The organism is Pseudomonas sp. B424 (genome assembly GCF_055408345.1).
In genome coordinates this window covers 24,227-50,098 of sequence record NZ_JBUZTL010000020.1, presented here as the reverse complement: position 1 = coordinate 50,098, position 25,872 = coordinate 24,227, and the positions used below count along the sequence as shown (strand labels likewise).

Sequence of the window (25,872 nt, the reverse complement as noted above, 5' to 3'; positions counted from 1 at the left end):
GATCCCCGGTTATCCCTTCGTCAGCACGCTGGCGCCCACGTGGTCACGTTCAAAAACAACCACTCAAATGCGAATATGAAAGGCCCGCAAACGCTATTGATTATCATTGTTACAAATGTAACCATTTGTAATCAATTCTCGTTTACGCTTTTCCAGTCCGGAGTATTCGCAGATCATGCGCACCCTGTTCGCCCTGCCCGCGTCATCCCTCACGCTGGTCGCCCTGACGTTGCTCAACACGGCTTGCGCCGATGACAACACCCTGAACCTGCCATCCACGAGCATTACCTCCACGGCCGACAGTGAAGAGTCGCCGCCGGGTTATCAGGCCAGGCCCAATGCATCCACCACACGGCTGAACCTCACGGCCCGGCAGACACCCCAGGGCGTGACCAGCATCAAGCGTGAGCAACTGGATGACTTCAAGCTCAACAGTATTCGCGATGTACTGGACAGTACGCCGGGGGTGAATGTGCAAAAGGTCGAGACCGACCGCACCTACTTCACCGCACGGGGGTTCGATATCACCAACTTCCAGTACGACGGTATGGGTATGCCCCTCAATGGCGGGGTGCTGGTGGGCGATATCGACACGGCGCCTTACGAGCAGGTCGACATCCTGCACGGCGCCAACGGCTTGATGACCGGCAGCGGCAACCCGTCAGCCGCGGTCAACTTCATCCGCAAGCGCCCCACTTATGACCCCCAGGCCAAGGTCAGCCTCAGCACCGGTTCCAGGGACAAGCGCCGGGTCGACCTGGATGTTTCCGGGCCGTTGACCGACTCGGGCAATGTGCGCGGGCGCGTGATCTACGCCAACGAAACCGGCAACTCCTACCTGGACCGCTACTCCCGGGAAAAGAACATTTTCAGTGGCATGCTGGCCTTCGACCTGACCGACAACGACACCCTGACCCTGGGTTACGAAGACCAGAAAAGCGATGCCAACGGTGCCAGTTGGGGTGCCTTGCCCCTGACTGACAGCAGCGGCAATGCCCTGCACTACAGCAGCACCAGCGCCAATATTGCCCAACCCTGGGTCTACTGGGACGTGCGCACCACCCGCGCCTTCGCCGAGTGGCAGCACAACTTCGCCAATGACTGGCAGTCGACACTGACCGTGACCGCCATGGAGCACCGCGAAGACACCGACATGTTCTACATCTACGGCGACAGCACGTCGGCCACCGGTTACACCGGCGTTGCGTCCAAGTACAAGGGCAAGACCCGTGAGCTGGATGGCGATATTTCCTTCAGCGGCCCGTTCAGCCTGGGCGGGCGCGAGCACCAACTGACCTTCGGCGCCAACGTGGCCCGTTCGCGCACCCAGGAAACATCACGGTTCGGCAGTTCGTCTTACTACACCCCGGTGTCATTGGAAGATGCCCTCAACGGTGCCATCCCCAAACCCACCTACAACATCGCCAACGCCGACTCGACATCGAGCTACACCGACCGCCAGAAAAGCCTCTACGCCGGCGCCCGTTTCAGCCTCACCGACGACCTGCACCTGATCACCGGCGCGCGCATGCTCAGCGCCGACAGCGACGGCGAAAACTACGGTTCGGGCCGCGACGTAAGCATCCAGGGCAAGGTCACGCCCTATGCCGGGATCGTCTACGACCTCACGCCGCAATACTCGCTGTACGCCAGCTACACCAAGATCTTCAACCCGCAGTACTACCTCGACACCCAGGGCAAAGTACTCGACCCGCTGGAAGGCAAAAGTTATGAGGCCGGGATCAAGGGCCATCTGCTGAACGACAAACTGGACGTGTCGGCTGCGGTGTTCCACACCCGGCAGGACAACGTCGCCACCTACTCAGGTTTCAACCCATCCCTGGGCGGCTACCTGTATGACGGCATGTCCTATAAGAGCAGCGGCGTGGAGCTCGAAGCCTCGGGCGAACTGGCGCCGGGCTTGCAAGTCAGCGGCGGCTACACCTACGTCTACATCACCGATGCCGACAACAACCGCGGGCGCAAATTTATCCCGCGCAACGCCCTGACCTCCTCCATGGTCTACACCTTGCCGATGGCGCCGAAGGTCAAGGTAGGTGGCACCCTGAAATGGCAGAGCAAAGTAGAGAATGACGATGCACCGGCCGCGAACCAGGCCGCCTATGCGCTGGTGGGCCTGATGACCAGCTACGACATCGACCCGCACTGGAGCACCCAGCTCAACCTCGACAACCTGACCAACCAGAAGTACCTGCAAAGCCTGCGCTACGGCCAAAGCAACTACGGTTCCCCGCGCAACGTGACGGCATCGGTCAGCTGGAAGTTCTAAAGAGTGCAAACAAGCCTGCTATGATCGGCGCTTTTCATCGACAGGATCGACCCGCGCCCAATGGATTACCGTCAGCCCTCCGAGCGCAAAAGCATGCACGCGCGCATCGTTCAGGAACTCGGCATGCAGATCGTCTCCGGGCGCGTCAAACCTGATGAAAAGCTGCCGGCCGAAGCCTTGCTATGCGAAGAGTACGCCGTCAGCCGCCCCGTGCTGCGCGAAGCCACACGGGTGCTGGTCGCCAAAGGTCTGGTGTATTCCAGGCCCCGGGTTGGCACGGTGGTCAAGCCCCGTCGTGAATGGCACATGCTTGATCCGGATGTGCTGCACTGGCTGATGCAAAGCTCGCCGCAAAACGAATTTTTTGCCTTGCTGACCAGCGTGCGCAGCATCATCGAGCCGGCTGTGGCCGCCCTCGCCGCCCAGCACGCCACGGACGAGGAAGTGGCCTCGATCCGCGAAGCCTATGAGCGCATGGCAAACGCGCCGACCCCCGAAGCGCTGTTGCAACCGGATTTGGACTTCCACAGCCGCATTGCCGACGCGACCCACAACGATTTGCTGGCCAATCTGTGCAACATGCTGTCGCTGGCCTTGCGTGAAGCACTCAAGCACTCCAATCGCCGCCCCAACCTGCATGAGCTGGCGTTACCCCGGCACAAGGCGATTTTGACCGCGATCGAAAACCACGACGCCCTTGGCGCCCGGCATGCCACGCTGGTGCAACTGGACGATGCGCGAACCGCGCTGGATGTAGTGTTGGGGCAAGAACCCGGCACCGTCTAAACTGCTGACAACCGTCAATCAGCGCAATGCAGGGAAACCCCCATGAGCCACGCTACTGTCGCACTGTGCCTTGCCGCCGGCCTGAGCCTGACATCCGCTGCCCAGGTCTCCCACGCCGCGCCCCCGCCCGATGCCCCTCAAGTCCGCACCCATAAAGCCTTGCTGATCGGTGTGGACGGTCTGCAATACGAAAAACTCCAGCAAGCCATCGAACACCACAAGGCACCCAACCTCGCACGGCTGAATCTCGCCAAAAGCTACGTGGGCGGAGTTGACGGCACAAGCACCGAGCAAACCACGGGCAGCGGGCCGGGCTGGACGACGATTTTGACCGGGAGCTGGGTCGACCGGCATCACGTCCCTTCCAACAGCGATGACTGGCGCAATCAGGCGCCCAGTGTGTTCAAGCAGCTCAAACTCGCAGACCCCCACCGTAAAACGGCCAGCATCGTCAGTTGGAATACCATTAATCACAACTTCGCCGACGACATTGCCAACGGCTATATCGACCTCGCCATCGACTGCTCGGATGTCGACACCTGCGTCGCCGACAAGACCGTCGATGAGCTTGAGCATGGGCAGTCGGATCTGGTGTTCGCCCACTTCGACGAAACCGACGCGGTGGGCCACAGAGACGGTTTTTCACCCAGTTACCAGCAGGCGATCCAGAGCGTCGACGAACATGTGGGCCAGTTACTGTCAGCATTGAGCCGTCGTCAAAAAGCCCATCCGCAGGAAGACTGGTTAGTGATAGTCGCGCCCGATCACGGCCGCCGCCTGCCCGACGGCCACGACCATGGCAAACAGACCCTGAGCGAGAAAACCACCTTTATCGCGCTGAACAAGCCCGGTAACGCGCAACTGACAGCCCCCATTCCCCACCCGGGCAACCCCGGCCATGACGGCTTGTACGGTTATGCCAGCCAGGCCGACATTACCCCCACGCTGCTTGCCCACCTTGGCGCCCTGCCCGCTGCTGCCGGGTATTCGATGGATGGACTGCCCTTGATCGGGCCGGTGGGGGTCAGGCAGCTGACTGCCCGCAAAGTACCTGGCCAGGCCAGCGTGAAGTTGACCTGGCGTACGGGCCACCCCGAAGGCACACCCGTGCAGATTTATCGCAACGGCACGCGCATCGCCACACTCCAGGACTATCAGCACACCTATGTCGACACCGCGGCCCAGGCGCTCAAAGGCCCCATCAATTACACCGTGGTCATGCATAAAGTGCCGGTGTCGCGCCTGATCACCCCGGGCGACTGAACGTCGATGCCATAAAAAAGGCGCTGACCGATCACTCGGGCAGCGCCTTTTTCAGACCCGGCTTTTACGCCAGGCTTTTGCTGACCACTTCAAACACGTCGCTGGACAAGTCCCCCGAGCTGCGGATGCGCTCAAGCTCGGCCTTCATCAGCGCCTGACGGGCGCTGTCGTATTTGCGCCAGCGGGTCAACGGCGCCAACTGCCGTGAGGCAATCTGCGGGTTGAAGCCGTTGAGCTGGATCACCAGATCGGCCAGGAAGCGATAGCCCGAACCATCTGCCGCATGGAAGTTAATCAGGTTCTGCCCGGCAAATGCACCGACCAGAGCCCGCACCTTGTTCGGGTTCTTGAGGGTGAACGCCGGGTGCTCCATCAGCTCGCGCACACGCTGCAAACCACCGGGCATGGGGCTGCCTGCCTGCACGCTGAACCACTGATCCATAACCAGCGGGTTGTCCTTGAACTGTTCGGCAAAGCTGGCCAGTGCGGCGGCCCGTTCAGCCTCGTACGGCGAGTTGACCAGCACGGCCAGCGCGGTCAGGCGCTCGGTCATGTTGTCGCTGTGCTCGAACTGCTCCAGCGCCGCTGCCAGGACTTGCGGTTTACCGCTGAGCATCAGGTAAGACAACGCGATGTTTTGCAGCGCACGACGGGCAAAGTGCTCGGCTTCGGCCACATACGGCGTGACCCTGGATACTTCACGGTTGGCCTGGTAACGCGCCCACAAACCGTCGAACAGGCTGTCGGCCAGTTGCTTGCGAGCGAACTCACGGGCCACGTGGATGGCTTCAACGTCCGCCACTTCGCTGATTTCAGTGAGGTAGGCCTCACCCGGCAACGACAGCATTTCTGCAACCATGGCCTGATCCAGTTGCTCATTGCCCAGCACACTGCGCAAGGCTGCAACCAGGCGCTGGTCCATGACCAGTGTTTCGCCACGCTGATGCTGGGCAATCAATTCCTGGAGCACCTGCACCGACAGTTGCTGACCGGCATCCCAGCGATTGAAACCATCGCTGTCGTGTTGCATCAGGAACATCAACTGGTCACGGCTGTACCCGAAGTGCAACTTCACCGGCGCAGAGAAACCACGCAGCAGCGACGGCAGCGGTTGCTCATTGACGCCAACAAAGGTGAACGTCTGCTCGGCTTGCGTCACCGACAGTACGCGGCTGGTGCCCGCGGCAGCCGGTTCGCCCGCCAGTTGCAGGGGCATTTCTGCGCCCTGGGCGCTCAGCAGTCCCAGCTCGACCGGAATCACGAACGGCAGTTTTTCGACCTTGTCCGGGGTTGCCGGGCAGCTTTGGGCGAAGGTCAGGCTGTAGGTTTTTTGCCCGGCGTCATAGTGCTCGCTGACCGCCAGACGCGGTGTGCCCGCCTGGCTGTACCAGCGCTTGAACTGGCTCAGGTCGGCACCGTTGGCGTCTTCCATGGCCTTGATAAAGTCGTCGCAGGTGACCGCCTGGCCGTCATGGCGCTCGAAATACAGGTCGCTGCCTTTGCGGAAGCCTTCAGCCCCGAGCAGGGTGTGGATCATGCGCACCACTTCCGAACCCTTTTCGTAAACGGTCAGGGTGTAGAAGTTGGAGATTTCGATAAAGCTTTCAGGACGCACAGCGTGGGCCATGGGCCCTGCGTCTTCCGCGAACTGGTGGGTGCGCAGGTAGGCCACGTCCTGGATGCGTTTGACGGTGCGCGAGTTCATGTCGGCCGAGAACTCGGAATCACGGAACACCGTGAAACCTTCCTTGAGCGACAGCTGGAACCAGTCACGACAGGTCACACGGTTGCCCGACCAGTTGTGGAAGTATTCATGGGCCACGATCGCCTCGACCCGCTGGTGGGCGGCATCGGTGGCGGTCTCGGCGCGGGCCAGCACGGCGCTGGAGTTGAAGATATTGAGACCCTTGTTCTCCATTGCCCCCATGTTGAAGTCGTTCACGGCCACGATCATGAAGATATCCAGGTCGTATTCGCGACCGTAGGTGTCTTCGTCCCAGCGCATGGATTTTTTCAGGCTGGTCATGGCGTGCTGGCACTTGTCGATGTTTTCCGGCTCGACATAAATACGCAGCGCCACGCTGCGATCGCTCATGGTGGTAAAGGTGTCTTCCACACACCACAGATCACCGGCCACCAGCGCAAACAGGTAGGCCGGCTTCATGAACGGGTCTTCCCAGGTCGCCCAGTGCCGCCCGTCTTCGTCGGGGCCGCTGGCGATCGGGTTGCCGTTGGACAGCAGGATCGGGTAGCTGTGCTGCTCGGCCACCACGGTGGTGGTGAACTTGCTCATCACGTCCGGGCGGTCGAGGTAATAGGTGATCTTGCGAAAGCCTTCGGCCTCGCACTGGGTGCAGAACATCCCGCCGGACTTGTACAGGCCTTCCAGCGCGGTATTGGATTCGGGGTGGATCCTGACGCTGGTGTCGACCACAAACTGTTCGCTGGTCGGGTGCAGGATCAGGTGGCTCTCGGTGAGCTGGTAATCCTCGGGAGCCAGTTCGGTGTCATCCAGGGAGACCGACAACAGCTCCAGCTGCTGACCGTCCAGCGCCAGTGCCGGCAAGCCCGCGCCACGTGCCGGGTTGCGGCGCATCACCAGTTGCGCATGGACCAGCGTGTGGTCCTCGAACAACTCGAAGGTCAGGTGCGTTTCGTCGATCAGGTACTCGGGCGCCTGGTAGTCCTTCAGGTAAATCATTTGCGGTTGTTCGGTGCGCATGCTGGAGTCCTTTTACTGATGCACGGCCAGCTGATAGGCCGTGTATTTGCGGATATTGATAACGCCGGTGTCGAAGATCAGGTACTGGCCCTTGATCCCCATCAGCGTGCCTTCTACGATCGGATCCTTGTCCAGATTGAAGCTGACGATCTTGGCCGGGTACTGCTCGACCGGGTAACGAATCTCTATGGGTGCCACGTCATGCAAAGGCTGGACTGCTTGCAGGCCAAAACGCTCCTGCAGGGTGCGCAGGCCTTCGGCGCAGCTCTCGAACAGTTGCTCACGCACTGCCGCGAGGTCCACAGGCTCTGCATCGCCCTTGAGCAGTGCACGCCAGTTGGTACGGTCGCCCACTTGCGAGCGGAACAGGTCTTCGACAAACCCCGATTGCTGGCGGGTGGCCACGCGCACAATGGGCAGCGCCTGGCTCGCGCCCTGATCCAGCCAGCGGGTCGGCAGCTGGGTAGCCCGGGTTATGCCGACCTTGATCCCGGAGGAATTGGCCAGATACACCACATGGTCGGTCATGCAGAACTGCTCGCCCCACGACGGATCACGGCAAGTGCCTGCGTCGTAATGGCAGCGCTCCGGGCTCATGATGCACACGTCGCATTGCGCCAGCTTGGTCATGCACGGATAGCAGTAGCCCTGGCTGAAGCTTTTTTTGGTTTTGCGCCCGCAGTGGGTGCAGTTGATCTCACCCAGGAATTCCAGACGCAGTTTGGTGCCGATCAACGGGTTGACCGGCACCTCGGTATCGCCCAGACGAAACGCATACTGAACGGTCGGCGTTTGAAGGCTTGCCGACATTTTGCTGATTGCACCGCGACCAATCTCAATCAATGGATAGCATCCGACTTGAACAGGATGTTAGGCACTGGCGCCGACTTGGAGCTGCACTCTTGCGGGCCCATGTAACCGGTGCGCTGGTCTTCAGGCAGGTTGTTCACCTCCCAGGCAATCATGGCCTGCAACGACAGCTCGCGCTGTTCGGCGGTGAGTTTGTTGCCATCTGCCCATTTACCGATTTCGACCGCCAGTTTCAGGCTCTGGTAGATCTCGGGGGTGATGTTTTGGATCATTTCGTTGAAAGAGGACATGGTTCTGTTTCCACTCTTTAAAAATCAGATGACATTTTTATCTGTGGGAGCGGGTTTGCTCGCGATTCAGGCAACCCGTTGATTCAGGCACACCGGGTTGCCTGAATCGCGAGCAAGCCCGCTCCCACACGACAATTCGAATTCTATACAGCCTGTTTGCGCCGCGCCCACAGCCCGCCCAGCAGACCGGTCAGGCAACCGATCAACAAGCCGCCCACATGGGCCGCGTTGGCGATCTGGCCAAAACCGATCATCGACACCAGCCCCGACATGCACAGCGCCAGCCACACCAGCATCATCACCAGCACCCCGCGAGGCAGGTTGTACATGGGGTTGGGCGCCATTTTCTGGTAAATCCATACATGCCCCAACAGGCCGTACAGCACGCCCGACAACCCGCCAAACAGGCTCGGGCCACCAAACAGGTACTGGGCAAAGTTGGACACCAGGCTGAACAACAAGCTCAGCCCGATCAGGTTGATGCTGCCCTGACGCATTTCAATGCGCCGCCCCAGCTCCCAGTACCACATGCCGTTCATGGCGATGTGCAGGAAGCCGAAGTGAATCAGCATCGGGGTAAACAGCCGCCACCACTGCCCCGACGCCAGGGTCTCGGACAGCGGGCTGAACTGGATGTACTGGCCGCGAATGCTGAAATCGACAAACGTCAGCCCGCTCAGGGTGGACAGGTTGTCGCCCAATTGCGTCACCGCCGCCACGATAACGCACAGCAGCAACACGATGCCCGTGGCCGGGCTGGCACGCAATTGCTGGGCAAAACCGGGCCGGGGCACGGGGGCCGGGCGCTCAACGATGGGCAGTTCATGCTCGGGGTCGCCCATGGGGAAACGCTGATACAGACTGCGTACATCGTCGACGATGGTCTCGGGTGCCCACAGCACCAGCTCGCCCGCTTCTTCGCTGACCCGATGCGGCACTTGCATGCGCTTGAGCAAGCCCACAAAACCGCTGAGATCAGTCGACAGCGGCAAACGTAAAACAGCAACAGCACTCATTGAATAGCCTCTGGGCGATCTACATCGACCCACACAAACTTGTTCGGGTCCAGGCGGGTTTCCTGGTCCAGGCGGTAAGCCACCAGCTTGCCGTACAAAACGGCACTGTAGTCCAGGCATGCCAGGTTGGGCCGGATCGGTGCGGGCCGGCCACTGCGCCAGTAATGCCCGACAAACAACAGGGGTTCATCGTTGCCGTAGCGCAACAACGCACCCTTCTGCGTGGATGACAGCGCTTTTTGCGCCACCTGTTCGGGCAATGCATCGGGCTGGAACACGATATCGCCGTAGGTCTTGGGATCGTCTTCCCAGAACTTGGTACGGAAAAACGCCCGGGTCAGACCATCCCCGCCGGTCAGGGTCATGCCATCGGGCAGCCGCATGTCGGTACCGCGCAACAGTCGATTGAAACTCAGGTTGGCAAAGCTTTCCGGTACGGCTGCGGCCTGCAGAAAATGCTCGTCGATGCAGCCGTCCGCAAACTGTGCGCGCAAGGTGGCGATCACGTCGGCATCCCAGCAGGCATGCACCACCCGGAAACGCCCGGCGTCTACAAACAGCGGCATGTCGTAGAACCACTTCACGAACTCGTTCCATTCACCCGGGTAGTGCTCGAACTGCTCAAGGGTTTCATGGATAAGGCGGGCATGGCGCGGGGTGTGCTCGCGCACAAACTGCTTGCCGCTGCCGGCAGGCGCAGGTGTGCACCAGCCCAGCGCGTTGAATTCATGGTTGCCCATCAGGCACAACGCCTGACCGGCCTTGACCATGTCGTAAACGATATGCAGCGACTCGCGGATACGCGGGCCGCGGTCAATGATGTCACCGAGAAACACCGCCATCCGTTGCGGGTGTCGCCAGATACCGGCGAGTTTGCGATAGCCAAGACGCTCCAGCAGGTGCTCAAGGGTATGAGCACAGCCATGCACGTCACCGATCAAATCGTAACTGCGCGCTGGATCGAGCATCAGTCAGTCCTACCGCCCAGTCGGCTGCCCCAGCCGAGCTTGGTCCGACACACTTCATAGTAGTTGTGGTCCAGGGGGTGGATCAGGCGCAGCTTTTGCGCCTTTTTGCTGACGGTGATGGTGTCGCCCGGGGCACAGGTGAAATGGTTCTGGCCATCGCACGAGACTTGCGGGTAGATCTGCATGTCCTTGGCCACCACGATTTTCAGCTCGCTGTTGCCATCGACCACGATCGGGCGGCTGCTGAGGGTGTGGGGGTACATCGGCACGATCACAATGGCGTCGAGCTTGGGGTGCATGATCGGGCCACCGGCCGACATCGCGTACGCCGTGGAGCCGGTGGGGGTTGCGACAATCAGGCCGTCGGCTTTCTGGCTGCACACGAACTGACCGTCGATATGCAGTTCGAATTCGATCATTCGCGTGGATTTGCCGGGGTGCAGCACCACATCATTAAGGGCATCGCCCTGGCCGATGGCTTCGCCGTGACGGCGGACTTCGGCTTGCAGCAGAAAGCGGTTTTCAACCAGGTAGTGGCCGTCGAGCACTTCGGCCACCTTGACCTCCAGCTCGTCCGGGCGGATATCGGTCAAAAAGCCCAGGCTGCCACGGTTGATGCCCAGCACCGGAACATTGTGCCGGGCCAGCGCACGGGCCGCGCCCAGCAAGCTGCCGTCGCCGCCGACCACAATCACCATGTCGCAGACTTCGCCGAGCATCTTGCGTGAGGAGGTTTGCAGGCCATGACCAGGCAAAACTTCGGCAATGGTGTCTTCGAGGATCACGTGCATGTGCCGCTCAAGCAGGAATTTTTTCAGTCGGCGAACCGTGTCGAGCACTTGCGAGCTGCCCAGACGACCAATGATGCCGATATTTCGAAATTGCTCCATGGGGCTCCTGCGGGGTTCAATACGTGCGAAAACAGAGATTATGGGCGAAAGCGCGCGATAGACAAAACCCTTTCAGCCCTTGAGCAAACAGCTATGCTCGCACAATGACCCTCTTCCCTGACTTGCTCAACTTGCCCCGCCAATTGCGTCACCCTGAGGTGCGCGATCTGGCGTGGGTCATTCTCGCCCCGCCGATGCTGACTCAAACGCCCTGGCCACAGCGTCATCCCCTGGCAGGCAGCGACTGGGTGCAGGCACCCGACCAGCTGGAGCATTGGCTGCGGGCGCTGGACAGGCACAGCGAGCCGTTGCAGCACTGGCTGGCACTGGCGACCACCCGGCGACTGGGGCGCTATTACGAACGGCTGTGGCAATTTGCGGTGCAGCATGCCCCGGGCGTCGAACTGATCGCCGCCAACCTGCCGATCCGCCGGGGCGGCCACACCCTGGGCGAACTGGATTTGCTGCTGCGTGACCGTGACGGCGTTCATCACCTTGAACTGGCGATCAAACTCTACCTCGGCCCCCAGGACGGTGACGGCATGGACCCTGCGCAATGGCTGGGCCCCGGCAGCAACGACCGCCTGGACCGCAAGCTCAGGCACTTCAGCCAGCACCAGTTGCCCATGTCCAGCCGCCCGGAAAGCTGCGAAATCCTCGCCGACCTTGATATCCAGGCTTTCAGCGCACATCTGTGGCTGGGCGGCTATCTGCTGTATCCGTGGCCAGGGCATTCAGCGTCGCCGGCCGGCGCCAACCCGCAACATCTGCGCGGGCGCTGGTTGCACCAGAGCGACTGGCCGGCCTTCGTCCGCCAAAGCCCGGCCGGCTGCTGGCAGCCCCTGCCCCGGCACGCCTGGCTGGCCCCCGCGCACTATGAGCCTGAAGGTTTATGGACCCGGCAACAGCTCGACATCTGGCGGGCAGAACTGCACCCCCAGGCGCCGGCACAGCTCCTGGTCCGGCTGACAGAAAACGAAGAGGGAAACTGGGAAGAGGCCGAACGCTTGTTTCTGGTGTCCGATCTTTGGCCAAATGTGCCGGGAAACCCCGATAACTGACACATCTCAAGGGCAAAATTGCACAACCCGTTTAAAGTAACCCTACTCCGTCATGCAAGAACGGAGGTTTTAGACCTGAACTGTGAGGAAACACCATGTCCTGGAAAAGCACCGCCGATCGCTACAGCCGAATGTCCATCGCCCTGCACTGGTTCATGGTGCTGCTGTTTGTCCTGATCTACTCCACGATCGAACTGCGCGGGATCTTCCCCAAGGACAGTGCCGGTCGAAACCTGATGAAAGACGCACACTTCATGCTTGGCCTGACGGTGTTCGCACTGGTCTGGCTGCGACTGCTGGCCCGCACCCTGGGCGCGGCCCCCAAGATCACCCCGACGCCACCCGCCTGGCAAACGGCCCTCGCCACCTTGATGCACTGGGCGCTGTACCTGTTCATGATCGCCATGCCGGTACTGGGTTACCTGATCCTCAGCTACAACGAAAAGACCGTGTTCTTCTACGGTTTTGATCTGCCTGCCCTGACCCTCAAGGACGTGGACTTCGCCAAGCAAATCAAGAGCTGGCACGAACTGGGCGGCACCATCGGCTACTGGCTGATCGGCTTGCACGCCGTGGCAGGCCTGGCGCACCACTACCTGATCAAGGACAACACCCTGCTGCGCATGCTGCCTGGGCGCGGCTAAACCTGCAGGAGCGGGCTTGCGCGGCAAAACGCAGCGCTAGCAAGCCCGCTCCCACATTTATCCTGCCGTCATGGACATCACCCAACCTGTGGGAGCTGGCTTGCCTGCGATGGTATCCCTGCGGTTTTCCTGACAGACCGCAGCGCCTGCATCGCGAGCAAGCCCGCTCCCACATCTATCCTGCCGTCATGCACATCACCCAACCTGTGGGAGCTGGCTTGCCTGCGATGGTATCCCTGCGGTTTTCCTGACAGACCGCAGCGCCTGCATCGGGAGCAAGCCCGCTCCCACATCTATCCTGCCGTCATGCACATCACCCAACCTGTGGGAGCTGGCTTGCCTACGATGGTATCCCTGCGGTTTTTCTGACAGACCGCAGCGCCTGCATCGCGAGCAAGCCCGCTCCCACATTTGTCCTGCCGTCATGGACATCACCCAACCTGTGGGAGCTGGCTTGCCTGCGATGGTATCCCTGCGGTTTTTCTGACAGACCGCAGCGCCTGCATCGCGAGCAAGCCCGCTCCCACATCTATCCTGCCGTCATGGACATCACCCAACCTGTGGGAGCTGGCTTGCCTGCGATGGTATCCCTGCGGTTTTCCTGACAGACCGCAGCGCCCGCATCGCGAGCAAGCCCGCTCCCACATCTATCCTGCCGTCATGCACATCACCCAACCTGTGGGAGCTGGCTTGCCTGCGATGGTATCCCTGCGGTTTTCCTGACAGACCGCAGCGCCTGCATCGCGAGCAAGCCCGCTCCCACATTGATCCTGCATTCCGGGTGATTACGCAAATCCCCGGCGGCCTTGCAAGCCCCCGGTGTGGACAAACACCAGATGCGCGCCCCGTGCAACAACCCCTTCCTTGACGGCCCTCTCCAGCGCCATCAAGGCCTTGGCCGTATACAACGGCTCCAGCGGCAAGCCACTGGCCGCTTCGCTGCTCTGAATAAACCCCAGCAATTCGTCATCCACCCTGGCAAACCCGCCGCGGCTGGCATCGATCAGCTGAAAATTGCGCTCCCCCACCCCGGCCGCCTGCAAAATGGCCTCCACCTGTGGCGCAACACCGTGATCCTGCGGCACCGCCAGCGCGCCATACACACATCGCGCACCCTCCTCGCCCAGCACCAGCCCGGCGAGGGTCGTGCCCGTACCTGCCGCCAACCACCAGCCGTCGTAATCATCCCAGCCCACATCCGCCAACTGACTGCGCACCATATTCACCAGCGGCCGGCATCCTGAGGCACCTGCCAGCCCGCCTCCGCCTTCCGGCACCTGATGCAGCGTCGGGTACATGGCCTGCCAGGGCGCCCAGAAACCAGGCTCATGCCGGGCCCGATAACCGGCAAAACCCAGCCAGTGCAACTGCATGCCATAACGCTCAAGGTCCAGGGTGGTGGGGGTTTGTTGCGCATGGCCACGCAGCAGCCCCACCGTGGCAAACCCGAAGCGCTTGCCGGCCGCTGCCAGTGCATGCAAGTGATTGGAGTGAGCGCCCCCCAGGCTGATCAGCCCATGGGCCCCTGCGGCGTGGGCCGCCAGCAGATGCTCGGTGAGCTTGAACCACTTGTTGCCGCTGATCAGCGGATCAATCAGGTCCAGACGCAGCACCGCCACCTCCACCCCGGCCTGTTGCAGCCAGTCAGTGTACAAACGCTGCAAAGGGGCATGGGGGCGCCAATCGATCAGGGGCAGCATGGCAAGGGCTCAATGGAAAAGGAGGCAGTTTACAGCAGCCTGTCGAATTTCATGTTCAGGTCACCCAATAAACTGACTCACGCTCTGGCTTCTTGTTAAGGTGTGCGCCGAATTTCGTAGCCTGCTAACTACCTGCTGGCTGCTGCTATCTGTTTACTGACGTGAGACACCCCAGACATGCCCGAGCCGATCCCCCTTAAAGATCACGAAAGCGAAAAACGCCTGGTCAACAAACGACTGATCGCGTGTGCGGGTCTGGTAATGGCGATCAGTTGCGCCCTGATCGGCCGCATGTACTTCTTGCAGGTCACCGAGTTCGACTACAACTCGACGGTGTCCGAGAACAACCGGGTACATGTGCTGCCGATCCCGCCGGAGCGCGGTTTTATCTACGACCGCAACGGCGTGCTGCTGGCCGATAACCAGCCCAGTTTCAACATGACCATTACCCGCGAACGGGCCGGCGATACCGCCAGGGTGCTGGACACGGTCATGGGCATTCTGCATTTGCCCGAAGAAGACCGCGCCATATTCGCCAAGGCCATGAAGCAGGCGCGCCACCCGTTTGACCCTTCGACCCTGCTGTACGAGTTGAGCGAAGAGCAAATCGCGCTGCTGGCCGTGAACCAGTTCCGCCTGCCGGGTATAGATGTCGAGGCGCAGTTTGTACGCCACTACCCCCAGGGCGACCACTTTGCGCATTCGGTGGGTTATGTCGGCCGAATCAACGAGAAAGAAGCCAGGCAGGTGGATGCCACCCAGTACCGGGGCACCCAGTCGATTGGTAAAACCGGCATCGAACGGTTTTATGAAAACGAGCTGCACGGCAAGGTCGGTTTTGAAGAAGTCGAGACCAACGCCCAGGGCCGGGTCATGCGCGTGCTGCGCCACACCGACGCGGTCGCGGGCAAAAGCATCGTACTGAGCCTGGACATCAAGCTGCAGGAAGCCGCCGAAGACGCCCTGGGCGACCGTCGCGGCTCGATCATCGCCCTGGATCCGAAAACCGGCGAAGTGCTGGCGATGGTCAGCAAGCCCAGCTTCGACCCCAACCTGTTTGTGACAGGCATCAGTTCCAAGGCTTACTCGGGGCTGCGCGACTCCATCGACAAGCCGCTGTTCAACCGGGCCCTGCGCGGCCTGTATGCACCCGGCTCGACCATCAAGCCCGAAGTGGCGATTGCCGGCCTGGACAGTGGCGTGATTTCAGCTTCGACCCGCGTGTTCGACCCGGGCTATTTCCAACTGCCCAATGTCGACCACAAATACCGTAACTGGAACCACAGCGGTGACGGCTGGGTTGACCTGAATGCAGCCATCATGCGTTCCAACGACACCTACTTTTATGATCTGGCATCCAAGCTGGGCATCGACCGCATGCACGACTACATGGCGGAGTTCGGACTTGGGCAGAAGGTGTCGCTGGACATGTTCGAAGAGTCTTCAGGCTTGATGCCGTCCCGTGAATGGAAGCGCAGCACCCGTCGACAGGCGTGGTTCCCGGGCGAGACGGTGATTCTTGGGATCGGCCAGGGTTATATGCAGGTCACTCCGCTGCAACTGGCGCAAGCCACTGCACTGATTGCCAACAAAGGTGTATGGAACCGCCCGCACCTGGCCAGGACCATTGACGGTACGCCGCCGGTGGATGAGCACCCGATTCCCGATCTGGTGTTGCGCGATCCCCGGGATTGGGACCAGGTCAACCACGCCATGCAACTGGTCATGCATGACCCGCGCGGTATCGCCCGTGCGGCGGCACAGGGCGTGCAATACCGGATTGCCGGCAAAAGTGGTACGGCGCAGGTGGTGGCGATCAAACAGGGTGAGCGTTACAACCGCCTGAAAACCGCCGAGCGTAATCGCGACAACGCCTTGTTCGTAGGCTTTGCCCCGGCGCAAGACCCGCAGATCGTGATCTCGGTGATGATCGAAAACGGTGAAGCCGGCGGTCGGGTGGCAGGCCCCGTGGTGCGCAAGGTGATGGATGCCTGGCTGCTGGACAACCAGGGCGTGCTCAAACCGCAGTACGCCAGCCCGTCGGCCAAGCCTCATACGACACCGCATGTTTGAAACTGTGATTGGCAGATACACCTCACCGCCTGCATCGCTGGCAAGCCAGCTCCCACAAGACTTGCGCCATGCCTGATCACTGTGGGAGCCAGCCTGCTGGCGATGACATCTCAGCGGCATACCTGAAACACCTCAGCGCCTGCATCGCTGGCAGGCCAGCTCCCACAAAAGCTCGATTGCAGGATCAATACCGCGCATCTACCGGCTTGCCGCCTTTGGGCCAGTCCTTGGTCTTGTCCACAAAGTCTGGCCGTGGCTGGTGCGAGAAGTACTCGGCCACGTCTACCGCTTCCTGGTCCGACAACCCGCCCTGCCCCAGCGGGAATTTCTCGTGGAAGCCAATCGGCATATTGCGTTTGACGAACGCCGCCGCCGTGTAAGTACGTGCCATGCCCGCTCCGATATTGAACGACTCATCGCCCCACAACGGCGGGAACACAAAGCTGCCATCCGCGTGCTTCAGACCCTCGCCATTGTCGCCGTGGCACACCGCACATTGCTGCACATACACCACCTTGCCGTTTTCAGGGTCAGGTTTGATGTTCGGATCCACCTTGCCCACACCCCGCCCCGCCACCTTGTCACCCGCAACGGTATTCATTTTCATCCAGTCAAAATAGGCCACCATCGCCTGCATGTCCGGTGAAGCCACCGGCAACGGTTTGCCATCCATCGAACGACGGAAGCAGCCATTGATCCGCTCCTCCAGCGTCACGTCCTTGCCTGCGCGCGGCGCATAGCCGGGGAAGAATGCCGATACCCCCACAAACGGCGAACCGTCCGCCACTGTGCCTGCGTTCAAATGGCAGCTGGTGCAGTTGAGTACATTGCCCACGTTATCCGGCAGCAACGCCTTGGTTTGCAGGTGCAGGCGCATGCCGCGCACCACCTGACCGGCATTCGCCGCACTGAGCAGGTTGGCCAGTCGCGGGGTGACAAACGCCGTCTCGTCGGTGGTCAGGGGGTTGAGCTGCTTGCGCATTTTCGCCACTTGCGCAGGGCTGATTGCCGGCGCGTCATTGCCCCAGCTGCTGCGCACAAAACTCAGGATTTCGGCAACCTCGCTATCTGCCAGCCGGGCAAAGCCGGGCATGGTGTAAACCCGCGGGTGAGCCGCGGTTTGCGGCGTTTTCCAGCCGGTCAGAGTGATATGCAGCAAGGTGGCCGGGTTGGCCGCAGTGATACCCGGGTTGCCGTTTAACGGCGGGAACATCCCTTTGACTCCGCCGCCATCCGGGCGGTGGCAGTCGGCGCAGAACTGGGTGTAACCCAAACCGCCACGGCTAGTGAACAGGGTGTCCGGCGCCTTGACCGGCTCTACCGCCACGGCGGGCATCGGCAAATCATCCTTGCCCGGCGGCAAGGACTTCAAATAGCTGGCAATGGCGGTCAAGTCCGCATCAGTGAAGTGCTGGGTGCTGTGGTGAATCACGTCCGCCATGTTGCCCGATACCGTGGCAAAACGGTTTTGCCCGGTCTTGAGCAACTGCACGGTGTCCTCCACCGTCCACAGGTTGCGCAGGCTCAAGGCCTGCCACTGCTCGACGGTTTCTCCGGCCAGGTAGTGCTTGCCGCGGCTGCCCGCATCGCTCATGGCCTTTTCCTGGAAGGCGATACCGCGCGGGGTGTGGCATGAGCCGCAGTGGCCCAGGCCCTGTACCAGATAGGCACCGCGGTTCAGTTCGGCGCTTTTGTCCGGGTCGGGAGTAAAGGGCTCATTGTCGACAAAAGCCCAGTTCCACAGCGCCAGGCCCCAGCGCTGGTTAAACGGGAAGCCCATGTCCGCCTCAAGGTTCGCCTGCTTGACCGGGGTGACGTCCTGCTGCAGGTAAGCGTACAAGGCGCGCATATCGTCTTCGCTCATCTTGGCGTAGGACGGGTACGGCATGGCCGGGTACAGGTTCTGCCCCGCCGGGGTGACCCCTTCACGCATGGCCCGGTCGAACTGTTCAAAGCTGTACTGGCCGATACCGGTCTCGGGGTCCGGGGTGATGTTGCTCGAAAAAATCGTGCCCATCGGCGTTTCAAGCTCCAGACCGCCAGCCATCACGGCACCGCCCTTGGCGGTATGGCAGGCGATACAGTCGCCAAGCCGGGCCACGTACTGGCCACGTTCGATCAGGTTTTTTTCGGGCGGCGCGGCCGTTGTCGGCTCACTGGCATGCGCCTGGAAAGTGCATAGCAACGTCAGGCCGGCAAGTGCCAGACGCGGGAAGGTAGAAAGCATCGCGTTATTCCTTTAAGGCGTCGATCTGGGGTAGTCCCCTCGAAGCGGGCCGTGCTGGTTTTGTTATGAACTCCTCACGGGTCGGTTGTACCGGCTTTTAAAGGCACGGCGTTTGACCCGGATCATGGGCAGCCCAACCAGGTCGCACAAGCGAGCGCTCTAAGCTAGTTCCAAAACGGTATTTTCCCCTTTGATTTAAAGCACTTAGATTCTCCCCACCGGACCGCCGGACCCCATGTTGCCCTCTTCTCTCAAAACAAGGTCCAGCCCATGTCCCTGCGTAAACTCCTGATTGCTCTTTCTGTCGCGGGGCTCAGCTTCGGCGCGCAAGCGGCTGATGTAACCATCGGCTACATCACCGGAATCGACCCCACCAAGCTGGCCCAGGCCGAAGGCAGTTACGAAAAGGCCATCGGGCAAAAGATCGACTGGCGCCGCTTTGACTCAGGCCCGGCCGTGGTTGCCGCCCTGGCCTCCGGGGACCTGCAGATCGGCAATCTGGGTTCAAGCCCTCTGGCAGCCGCCGCCTCGCGCAACGTGCCGCTGGTGACCTTCATCGTCACGGCACAAATCAAGGGCTCCGAAGCCCTGGTGGTGCGTGACGGCAGCGGTATCAGCGGCCCGCAAGACCTGATTGGCAAGACCATCGCCACCCCTTTTGTGTCCACCTCGCACTACAGCCTGCTGGGCGCGCTGAAACACTGGAACCTCACTCCACAACAAGTGAAAGTGGTCAACCTCAGCCCCGCGCAAATCACCGCCGCCTGGAAGCGCGGTGACATCGACGGCGCCTTCACCTGGTCGCCTGCGCTGGGGGAAATCCGCAAGACCGGCAAAATCCTCACCGACGCAGGCCAGGTCAGTGAATGGGGCGCGCCGACCTTTGAGGTCTGGGTGGCCCGTAAAGACTTCGCCGACAAGCACCCCGAAATCGTCGCCAGTTTCGCCAAGGTCAGCCTCGACGCCATCGCCGACTACAACGCCCATCAGGCCGCCTGGACCGCAGATTCGGATCAGGTACACAAGATCGCCAAACTGACTGGCGCCAATGCGCAAGACATCCCTGAGTTGCTGCACGGTGCGCACTTCCCGTCCACCGACGAGCAAAAGTCCCCTCAACTGCTGGGTGGCGGCACCGCCAGGGACATTGCTCAGACGGCGCTGTTCCTCAAAGACCAGGGCAAGATCGAAAGCGTACTGCCGGACTATTCGGGGTATGTGAGCAGTAAATTTTTGCCTGAATAACAAGCAGTTAGTGGCTGGCACAACAAATGCTTCCCTACGCTCCACAACACGCAAGCTTGCAGCGCCTGCTTTTGAGGCGCGGTAATGATCCGCGTGAACCCCGACGCTAGACGCGTCCAGGATCATCAAGAGGAGCGTAAGGATGGCAACGCCTGTTACAGCGTCACCGATCAACAAGCCTGCAGTGAAAACCGTGGGCTTTCTGGTGATACCAAACTTCACCACCATCGGTTTTGCCTCGGCCATCGAAACCTTGCGCATGGCCAATATGGCGGCTCGCCGCGAAATGTTCCGCACCGTGATCATCGCTCCAAGCCTGGACCCGGTCACCGCCAGCAACGGCATGCGTATCCTGCCCGACTTTGTGGTGGGTGATGCACCAAAACTGGACATTTTGCTGGTGGTGGGTTCAAACCCGATCGTGTCTCATCTGAGCAGCCGGCCGGTGCTCAACTGGTTACGCAAACTGGCCCATGAACAGGTCGCGCTGGGCGGAATCTGCACCGGCAGTTACTGGCTGGCCCGGGCCGGCCTGCTCAAGGGCTATCGCTGCACCATTCACTGGGAAGACATCGAAACCCTCAAGGACCACTTTCCGGGGATCATTATTTCCAACCAGCTGTTCGAGCTGGATCGCGACCGCTACACCTGCTCGGGCGGCGTGGCGTCGATGGACATGACCTTGCAATTGATTGCCCGTGAACCGGGTGGCCGCGAGATCGCGACCCATGCCGCCGAACTGCTGCTGTGCGATCGCGCACGCGGGGAGCAAGAGCAGCAGCGGGTGCCGTTGCGGCAGAAACTGGGGACTTCGCAGCCCAAACTCAGTCAGGTGGTGGCGATCATGGAAGCCAACCTGGAAGAACCGGTGAGCCTTGAGGATCTGGCGCGTTTGAACGAGGTATCGGTGCGTCAGCTCGAACGTCTGTTCCACAAACACCTGCAACGCACACCGAGCCAGTACTACCTTGAACTGCGCCTGGCCAGGGCCCGCAGCCTGTTGCTGCGCAGCGAGTCGCAAGTACGCGACATCGCACTGGCCTGCGGTTTTGTCTCGGCGGCGCACTTCTCGAAATGTTACAGCCGGTTGTTTGGGGTTTCGCCGATTGGCGAGCGCAAGCAGGTGGCGTTGCACTGAGCCCTGCCCCCCCAGGCAAAAACCTGTGGGAGCGGGCTTGCTCGCGATGGCTTGGACGCGGTCTGGCCGTGTTTGCGCGTCGATGCATTCGCGAGCAAGCCCGCTCCCACAAGGGGGGCAGCTGTGTATTTTAGTCCTGCAGCGCTTTGTGTGCCGTCTCACGGCTGGCCAGCATCGCAACCAGCGCCACCGCAGCCGCCGCCAGCAAATACCAGGCGGGGGCCATTTTGTTACCCGTGGCATGAATCAGCCAGGTGGCAATGAAGGGTGCCGTGCCGCCGAACAACGCATTGGCCACGTTAAAACTGAAGGCAAAACCGCTAAAGCGCACCCGGGTCGGGAAAATTTCGGCCAGGAAGCATGGCAAGGTACCGTCGTTCATTGCCAGAATCGCACCGAAGGCAATCTGAATCATCAGAATCACCAGCAACGACGGGTTGCCGAGCATGCCGAACAGCGGAAACGTCAGCACCAGAAACAATACCGAAGCGGTCACCAGCATGGTCTTGCGGCCATAGCGGTCAGACAGTTTGCCCATCAGGAAGATCAAGCCGATATAGGTCGCCAGTGACACCGTAGACGCGATAAATGAGTCGCTGTCACTCATGCCCATTTCGGTCGACAGGTAGGTCGGCATGTAACTGAGCAGCAGGTAAAAGGCCACGGCATTGAGGCAGGTCACGCCAATCCCGATCATCACCGCACGCCGGTGCACGGTCAGCAGCTCCCGGATCGGCGCGTGGGTTGCACACTCCTTGGCTTCCAGGCGCTTTTCCATCTCCAGGAACTTGGGTGAGTCCTGAAGATGTACACGGATATAACGCCCCACCAGACCAAAGGGTGCCGCCAGCAGGAACGGCAGGCGCCAGCCCCAGTCATGCAGGTTTTCCGCACTCATCCAGGTATGCATCGCGGCCACGAACACGGCCCCGAACAGCAACCCTGCCGCCGTGCTCGCCGGTACGATACTGGTGTAAAAACCACGCTTGCCGTCGGGCGCATACTCGGCCAGAAACGCCGAAGCCCCCGCGTATTCCCCGGATGCGGAAAACCCCTGCACCAGGCGAATCAGCAGCAGCAACGCCGGGGCCCACAGGCCTATATGGTTGTAGCCCGGCACAATGCCGATACAGAAGGTCGAGACGGTCATGATCAAGATCGACCACGACAAGGCGCTGCGGCGCCCGTATTTGTCGCCGAAATGCCCCCATACCAGGCCCCCGACAGGGCGCACGATAAATGACAGGGCAAACACTGCAAAGGTTGCCAGCAGCCCAGTGGTGGTATCGGTTTGCGGGAAGAATGTCAGGGCAATGACCGTGGCCAGATATCCATAGGCCGCGTAGTCAAACCACTCCACAAAGTTACCCATGAAACTGGCGGTGGCCGCCCGGCGCAAGGCCTTGCGTTCGCTGAGGCGCTCAACTTGCTGCTCGGCGGTGAGGGGTAAGGCGATAGTTGCACTTGGGATACTCATCGAGCACCTCCAGAGTAAGAAGTGCGGGTGTGAAAAGCCGTGTGCAACGTCGGGACGTGAGGCATGACAGGTACCCTCATTGTGTTTTTCTTGGCAGGGGTAAACAGGTCAGAAAGCGCTGCGTAATCTGGGCACGCATGCGCGGATGTCGGTTGCGGGAGCTGGCTTGCCAGCCCCCGCAAGGCTTATTTCTTGATGATGTTGTGCTGCGGACCATACGGGAAGTGAGTGATGTTCTCACTGCCGTGTTCGTTGACGATCAGTATGTCGTGCTCACGATAACCGCCCGCCCCCGGGCGTCCCTCGGGGATCATGATCATCGGTTCAATCGACACCACCATCCCGGGTTCCAGCACCGTGTCGATGTCTTCGCGCAGCTCAAGCCCGGCTTCGCGGCCATAGTAATGGCTCAGGGTGCCGAACGAGTGGCCATAGCCAAAGGTTCGGTACTGCAGCAGGTCATGCTCAAGGAAGATTTCATTGAGCTGCAAGGCGATGTCCGAGCAGCGCATGCCGGGCTTGATCAGTTTCAGCCCGGCCTCATGCACCTTGACGTTGACCTCCCACAGGCGCAGGTGCTCGTCGGAGCAGTGGTCCAGAAACAGCGTGCGCTCCAGCGCCGTGTAGTAACCGGCAATCATCGGGAAGCAGTTGAGGCTCAGGATATCGCCCTTGTTCACTTTGCGGCTGGTCACCGGGTTGTGCGCGCCATCGGTATTGATCCCCGACTGGAACCAGGTCCAGGTGTCCATCAACTCGGAGTCAGGGAACGTGCGGGCAATCTCGCGCACCATGGCCTGGGTGGCGTGCAGCGCCACCTCGTATTCCGGCACCTGGTCGTGCAGCGCTTCAACAATGGCGGCCCCGCCGATATCTGCAATGCGTGCGCCGTGGCGAATGACCGCGTGCTCTTCGGCCGACTTGATCATGCGCATGCGCATGCACGGTGCACCGATGTCCACCAGCTCGGCCTGGGGGTAGCAACTGGCGAGCTTGTCGCGATTGAGCAAGTTCATATGATCGAACTCGATCCCGATGCGCCCGGCCTTGGGCAGCGCCTGGCGGATCGCAACAAAGTAGTTATCGCGCTGCCAGTCGGTGTAGACAATGTTGTCGGTGCCCATGGTCCGGCGCCATGGCTGGCCACCGTCGATATTGGCGCTGATGGTCACCGCACTGTCCTGGGTGACCACCAGCGCGTAGTTGCGGCCAAACGAGCAGTACAGGAAATCGCTGTAGTAGTTGAGGTTGTGGTACGAGGTGAACACCGCCGCATCGATATTGTTCTGCGCCATCCAGGCCCGCAGTTTTGCCTGGCGGTTGGCGTACTCTTGAGCCGAAAAGGTGGGAGTGACCTTCTCGCCGTTTCTGATCTGGATGGTTTTGGGCATTTGCATGTCATTTATCCTTGTCTGTGATGAGCATCAGAAGCCGCTGGCAGGCGGGCCGTTGAAGATCATTCGAACAGATACAAGGACAGCTTTTTTGTGCGAATCCGACCTGTAGTTGATCAGATCCGCTGTGGGGGTATTTGCAGGGGGCCGGGTTTTTGTAGCAAGCTGCCCGCCGCCCCTCAACCGTTGGAACCTGAGTGTTTGAATTAACCAGCTACCTGGGCCTGTTCCTGGCCGCCTTTGGTGCCGCTTCGATACTGCCCATGCAGTCAGAAGCCGTGCTGGTCGGCATGCTGTTGTCCGGCAAGTATGTAGCGCTGACGCTGCTGGGCGTCGCCACCCTGGGCAATGTGCTCGGCTCGGTGCTGAATTGGGTGCTGGGCCGCTCGGTCGAGCGATTTCGGCACAAGCGCTGGTTCCCGGTCAGCGAGCAAAAACTCGACAAGGCCCAACAGTTCTATCTGCGCTATGGCCGATGGTCGCTGCTTTTGAGTTGGGTGCCGATCATCGGCGACCCGCTGACCATGATCGCAGGCGTGATGCGCGAACCGCTGTGGAGTTTTGTGCTGATCGTGACCCTGGCCAAAGGGGCCAGGTATCTGCTGTTGACGGCAGCCACCCTGGGCTGGGCGTGAACGCCCGGCCCCCCGCGGCCTTAAACGGTTTTTGCAGAAATACGGTTTTCCATGGCTGGCGGGTATTCGGGCAGCCAGGATAACGGCATCAACTGATTGTATTTTTCATAGAACGAGGACTGAATCCGCCCGCGAATCTGCTCAAGCTGCTCAATCAGGTCCGACAGCGCTTGTTGCTGGGAAGCCAGGCACACCTCGTCCTCGGACGTGTCGCTATCCGGCAAGTTTATCGCCAGCAGTGCAATGCTCTCGCCGAAGTAAGCCGGGACCCGCCGGCCATTGCGGTGCAACTGGTTCTCGGCGCGATAGCATTGGACAAGTCCCGTCAAAAGCATCTCTGTCTTGTTCAAGCCACTGGCCAGTCGCGGCTTTATGCTGCGCTTTTCTTCCAGGTTGGACTGGTAGCTGACCACCTGCTCGTTACAGGCCAGTACATCCGACTCCAGGTTGTCGAGGAACTCTTTCTTGAGCGCCATCAGCTCGTTGCGTACGTCCGCAACTTCGTCCTGATACACCTCCAGGGCTTCATTGCGACGCTTGCGGTACCTGGCAACCCCCGAATGTTGCTGCGCCTTGTACGCACACAACTCCGCCTCCCGCTCACGCGCACTATTCTCCAGGCGCATGAGGCGCAGAGCGTAATCGCTCATCAAATGCTCTGCGGCCAGCTCGAACGCTTGATCAGACTGCGCGCAGCGGCTCACCGTGCCGGTGATATCCAGCGCGCCAAGGCGGTTTTGAATCATGCTGAGCCGGGACTCGCCCCATGCCAGCACCTTGAGCCGCTCCGACTCAAGTGTCGTGCGCATCTTTTCTTCAATGGCGCTCAGCCGGGTGGCTTCCACGGGTGGGTAACCCTGCTCGCCATGGCGCCTGGCGGACTCAACAATATTGAGCCTGCGCTTGAGGCTTTCAAACTCAGGCAGGAACAGTAACGGGTTGTCTGCGCGCTCGCGGCTGCGATCTGCCTGACCCAGAATATTCAACAGCTTTTTGAATAACTGCATGGCGTTCGCTCCGATCAAAGAGGTCGTTATGCCAATTCACTGATCAATACATAACGCACGAGGCGGGCCTCGCCTGAATCGTCAGGGTCATTGAACGACTTCGGGAAAATTCAAAAAAAACATCCAGAGAAGCCAGCCAAAGGAAGATGAATCCGACGCCAATCAGCGCGACATCATCCTTGATCCCTACAGCAAACCCTTAGTATGAGCACCATAATATCAGCGCATTTACAGAG

At 60.5% G+C, this 25,872-nt stretch carries 20 protein-coding genes; 9 read left to right on the top strand and 11 right to left on the bottom strand.

Annotated elements, in window-relative coordinates:
* The first annotated feature begins 175 nt into the window (after window positions 1-175).
* Genes ACZRMS_RS19920 through ACZRMS_RS19910 form a run of 3 tightly spaced genes read left to right on the top strand, consistent with a single transcriptional unit; the run spans window position 176 to window position 4,339 of the window.
* Window positions 176-2,290 carry a TonB-dependent siderophore receptor gene (locus ACZRMS_RS19920; protein ID WP_463996711.1) on the top strand — a complete coding sequence of 705 codons (2,115 nt, stop codon included), beginning with the start codon at window positions 176-178 and terminating at the stop codon, window positions 2,288-2,290.
* Between the two features lie 60 nt (window positions 2,291-2,350).
* A complete protein-coding gene (locus ACZRMS_RS19915) occupies window positions 2,351-3,076 on the top strand; it encodes a FadR/GntR family transcriptional regulator (RefSeq protein ID WP_463996710.1) in 726 nt (241 codons plus the stop codon).
* Between the two features lie 42 nt (window positions 3,077-3,118).
* Window positions 3,119-4,339: an alkaline phosphatase family protein gene (locus ACZRMS_RS19910; protein ID WP_463996709.1), complete on the top strand. Its 1,221-nt coding sequence runs from the start codon at window positions 3,119-3,121 to the stop codon at window positions 4,337-4,339.
* 64 nt (window positions 4,340-4,403) lie between these two features.
* Here ACZRMS_RS19910 and pepN read toward each other — a convergent pair whose 3' ends face one another.
* The 6 genes from pepN to ACZRMS_RS19880 form a co-directional block, all read right to left on the bottom strand.
* Window positions 4,404-7,061 carry an aminopeptidase N gene (pepN, locus tag ACZRMS_RS19905; protein WP_463996708.1) on the bottom strand — a complete coding sequence of 886 codons (2,658 nt, stop codon included), beginning with the start codon at window positions 7,059-7,061 and terminating at the stop codon, window positions 4,404-4,406.
* A gap of 12 nt (window positions 7,062-7,073) precedes the next feature.
* Window positions 7,074-7,904, bottom strand: coding sequence for a DUF2797 domain-containing protein (locus tag ACZRMS_RS19900; protein WP_463996707.1), 831 nt, complete (start codon window positions 7,902-7,904; stop codon window positions 7,074-7,076).
* Window positions 7,901-8,161, bottom strand: coding sequence for a YeaC family protein (locus ACZRMS_RS19895; RefSeq protein WP_048361615.1), 261 nt, complete (start codon window positions 8,159-8,161; stop codon window positions 7,901-7,903). Before ACZRMS_RS19895 ends, ACZRMS_RS19900 begins: the two co-directional genes overlap by 4 nt.
* Before the next feature lie 143 nt (window positions 8,162-8,304).
* On the bottom strand, window positions 8,305-9,177 hold the full coding sequence (locus ACZRMS_RS19890) for a rhomboid family intramembrane serine protease (RefSeq protein WP_463996706.1): 873 nt from the start codon (window positions 9,175-9,177) through the stop codon (window positions 8,305-8,307).
* Entirely contained in the window at window positions 9,174-10,145 is a 972-nt protein-coding gene (locus tag ACZRMS_RS19885) for a metallophosphoesterase (protein ID WP_463996705.1), read from the bottom strand. Before ACZRMS_RS19885 ends, ACZRMS_RS19890 begins: the two co-directional genes overlap by 4 nt.
* Complete coding sequence (locus ACZRMS_RS19880) at window positions 10,145-11,035, bottom strand: NAD(+) kinase (RefSeq protein ID WP_463996704.1); 891 nt, start codon at window positions 11,033-11,035, stop codon at window positions 10,145-10,147. Before ACZRMS_RS19880 ends, ACZRMS_RS19885 begins: the two co-directional genes overlap by 1 nt.
* 104 nt (window positions 11,036-11,139) lie before the next feature.
* Between ACZRMS_RS19880 and ACZRMS_RS19875 the strand changes: the two genes are divergently transcribed.
* Window positions 11,140-12,096, top strand: a complete 957-nt coding sequence (locus ACZRMS_RS19875; RefSeq protein WP_463996703.1) for a DUF1853 family protein — start codon at window positions 11,140-11,142, stop codon at window positions 12,094-12,096.
* A 95-nt stretch (window positions 12,097-12,191) separates the two neighbouring features.
* Window positions 12,192-12,740 carry a cytochrome b gene (locus tag ACZRMS_RS19870; RefSeq protein WP_463996702.1) on the top strand — a complete coding sequence of 183 codons (549 nt, stop codon included), beginning with the start codon at window positions 12,192-12,194 and terminating at the stop codon, window positions 12,738-12,740.
* A gap of 785 nt (window positions 12,741-13,525) precedes the next feature.
* Here ACZRMS_RS19870 and ACZRMS_RS19865 read toward each other — a convergent pair.
* The gene (locus ACZRMS_RS19865) at window positions 13,526-14,440 is read right to left on the bottom strand and encodes a 1-aminocyclopropane-1-carboxylate deaminase/D-cysteine desulfhydrase (RefSeq protein WP_463996701.1); all 915 of its coding nucleotides are present in this window, start codon (window positions 14,438-14,440) and stop codon (window positions 13,526-13,528) included.
* Window positions 14,441-14,617: 177 nt separating this feature from the next.
* Here ACZRMS_RS19865 and mrdA point away from each other — a divergent pair, with 177 nt between their 5' ends.
* Window positions 14,618-16,513, top strand: coding sequence for a penicillin-binding protein 2 (gene mrdA / locus ACZRMS_RS19860; RefSeq protein ID WP_463996700.1), 1,896 nt, complete (start codon window positions 14,618-14,620; stop codon window positions 16,511-16,513).
* 184 nt (window positions 16,514-16,697) lie between these two features.
* Here the strand turns inward: mrdA and ACZRMS_RS19855 are convergent, their stop codons facing one another.
* Window positions 16,698-18,740: a c-type cytochrome gene (locus ACZRMS_RS19855; RefSeq protein WP_463996699.1), complete on the bottom strand. Its 2,043-nt coding sequence runs from the start codon at window positions 18,738-18,740 to the stop codon at window positions 16,698-16,700.
* Between the two features lie 270 nt (window positions 18,741-19,010).
* On the opposite strand from ACZRMS_RS19855, the gene tauA reads away from it, so the two are divergent.
* Window positions 19,011-19,985, top strand: coding sequence for a taurine ABC transporter substrate-binding protein (gene tauA, locus ACZRMS_RS19850; protein WP_463996698.1), 975 nt, complete (start codon window positions 19,011-19,013; stop codon window positions 19,983-19,985).
* 142 nt (window positions 19,986-20,127) lie between these two features.
* The gene (locus tag ACZRMS_RS19845) at window positions 20,128-21,123 is read left to right on the top strand and encodes a GlxA family transcriptional regulator (protein WP_463996697.1); all 996 of its coding nucleotides are present in this window, start codon (window positions 20,128-20,130) and stop codon (window positions 21,121-21,123) included.
* A gap of 130 nt (window positions 21,124-21,253) precedes the next feature.
* Here ACZRMS_RS19845 and ACZRMS_RS19840 read toward each other — a convergent pair whose 3' ends face one another.
* Both ACZRMS_RS19840 and ACZRMS_RS19835 read right to left on the bottom strand, forming a co-directional pair.
* Window positions 21,254-22,495, bottom strand: a complete 1,242-nt coding sequence (locus ACZRMS_RS19840) for an MFS transporter (protein WP_463996775.1) — start codon at window positions 22,493-22,495, stop codon at window positions 21,254-21,256.
* Between the two features lie 290 nt (window positions 22,496-22,785).
* Window positions 22,786-23,997 carry a M24 family metallopeptidase gene (locus ACZRMS_RS19835; RefSeq protein ID WP_463996696.1) on the bottom strand — a complete coding sequence of 404 codons (1,212 nt, stop codon included), beginning with the start codon at window positions 23,995-23,997 and terminating at the stop codon, window positions 22,786-22,788.
* Window positions 23,998-24,191: 194 nt separating this feature from the next.
* Between ACZRMS_RS19835 and ACZRMS_RS19830 the strand changes: the two genes are divergently transcribed.
* Window positions 24,192-24,629 (top strand): YqaA family protein, encoded by a 438-nt coding sequence (locus ACZRMS_RS19830; RefSeq protein ID WP_463996695.1) that lies wholly within the window; start codon window positions 24,192-24,194, stop codon window positions 24,627-24,629.
* Window positions 24,630-24,649: 20 nt separating this feature from the next.
* Here the strand turns inward: ACZRMS_RS19830 and ACZRMS_RS19825 are convergent, their stop codons facing one another.
* Window positions 24,650-25,636 carry a hypothetical protein gene (locus ACZRMS_RS19825; RefSeq protein ID WP_463996694.1) on the bottom strand — a complete coding sequence of 329 codons (987 nt, stop codon included), beginning with the start codon at window positions 25,634-25,636 and terminating at the stop codon, window positions 24,650-24,652.
* Between the last annotated feature and the right edge of the window lie 236 nt (window positions 25,637-25,872).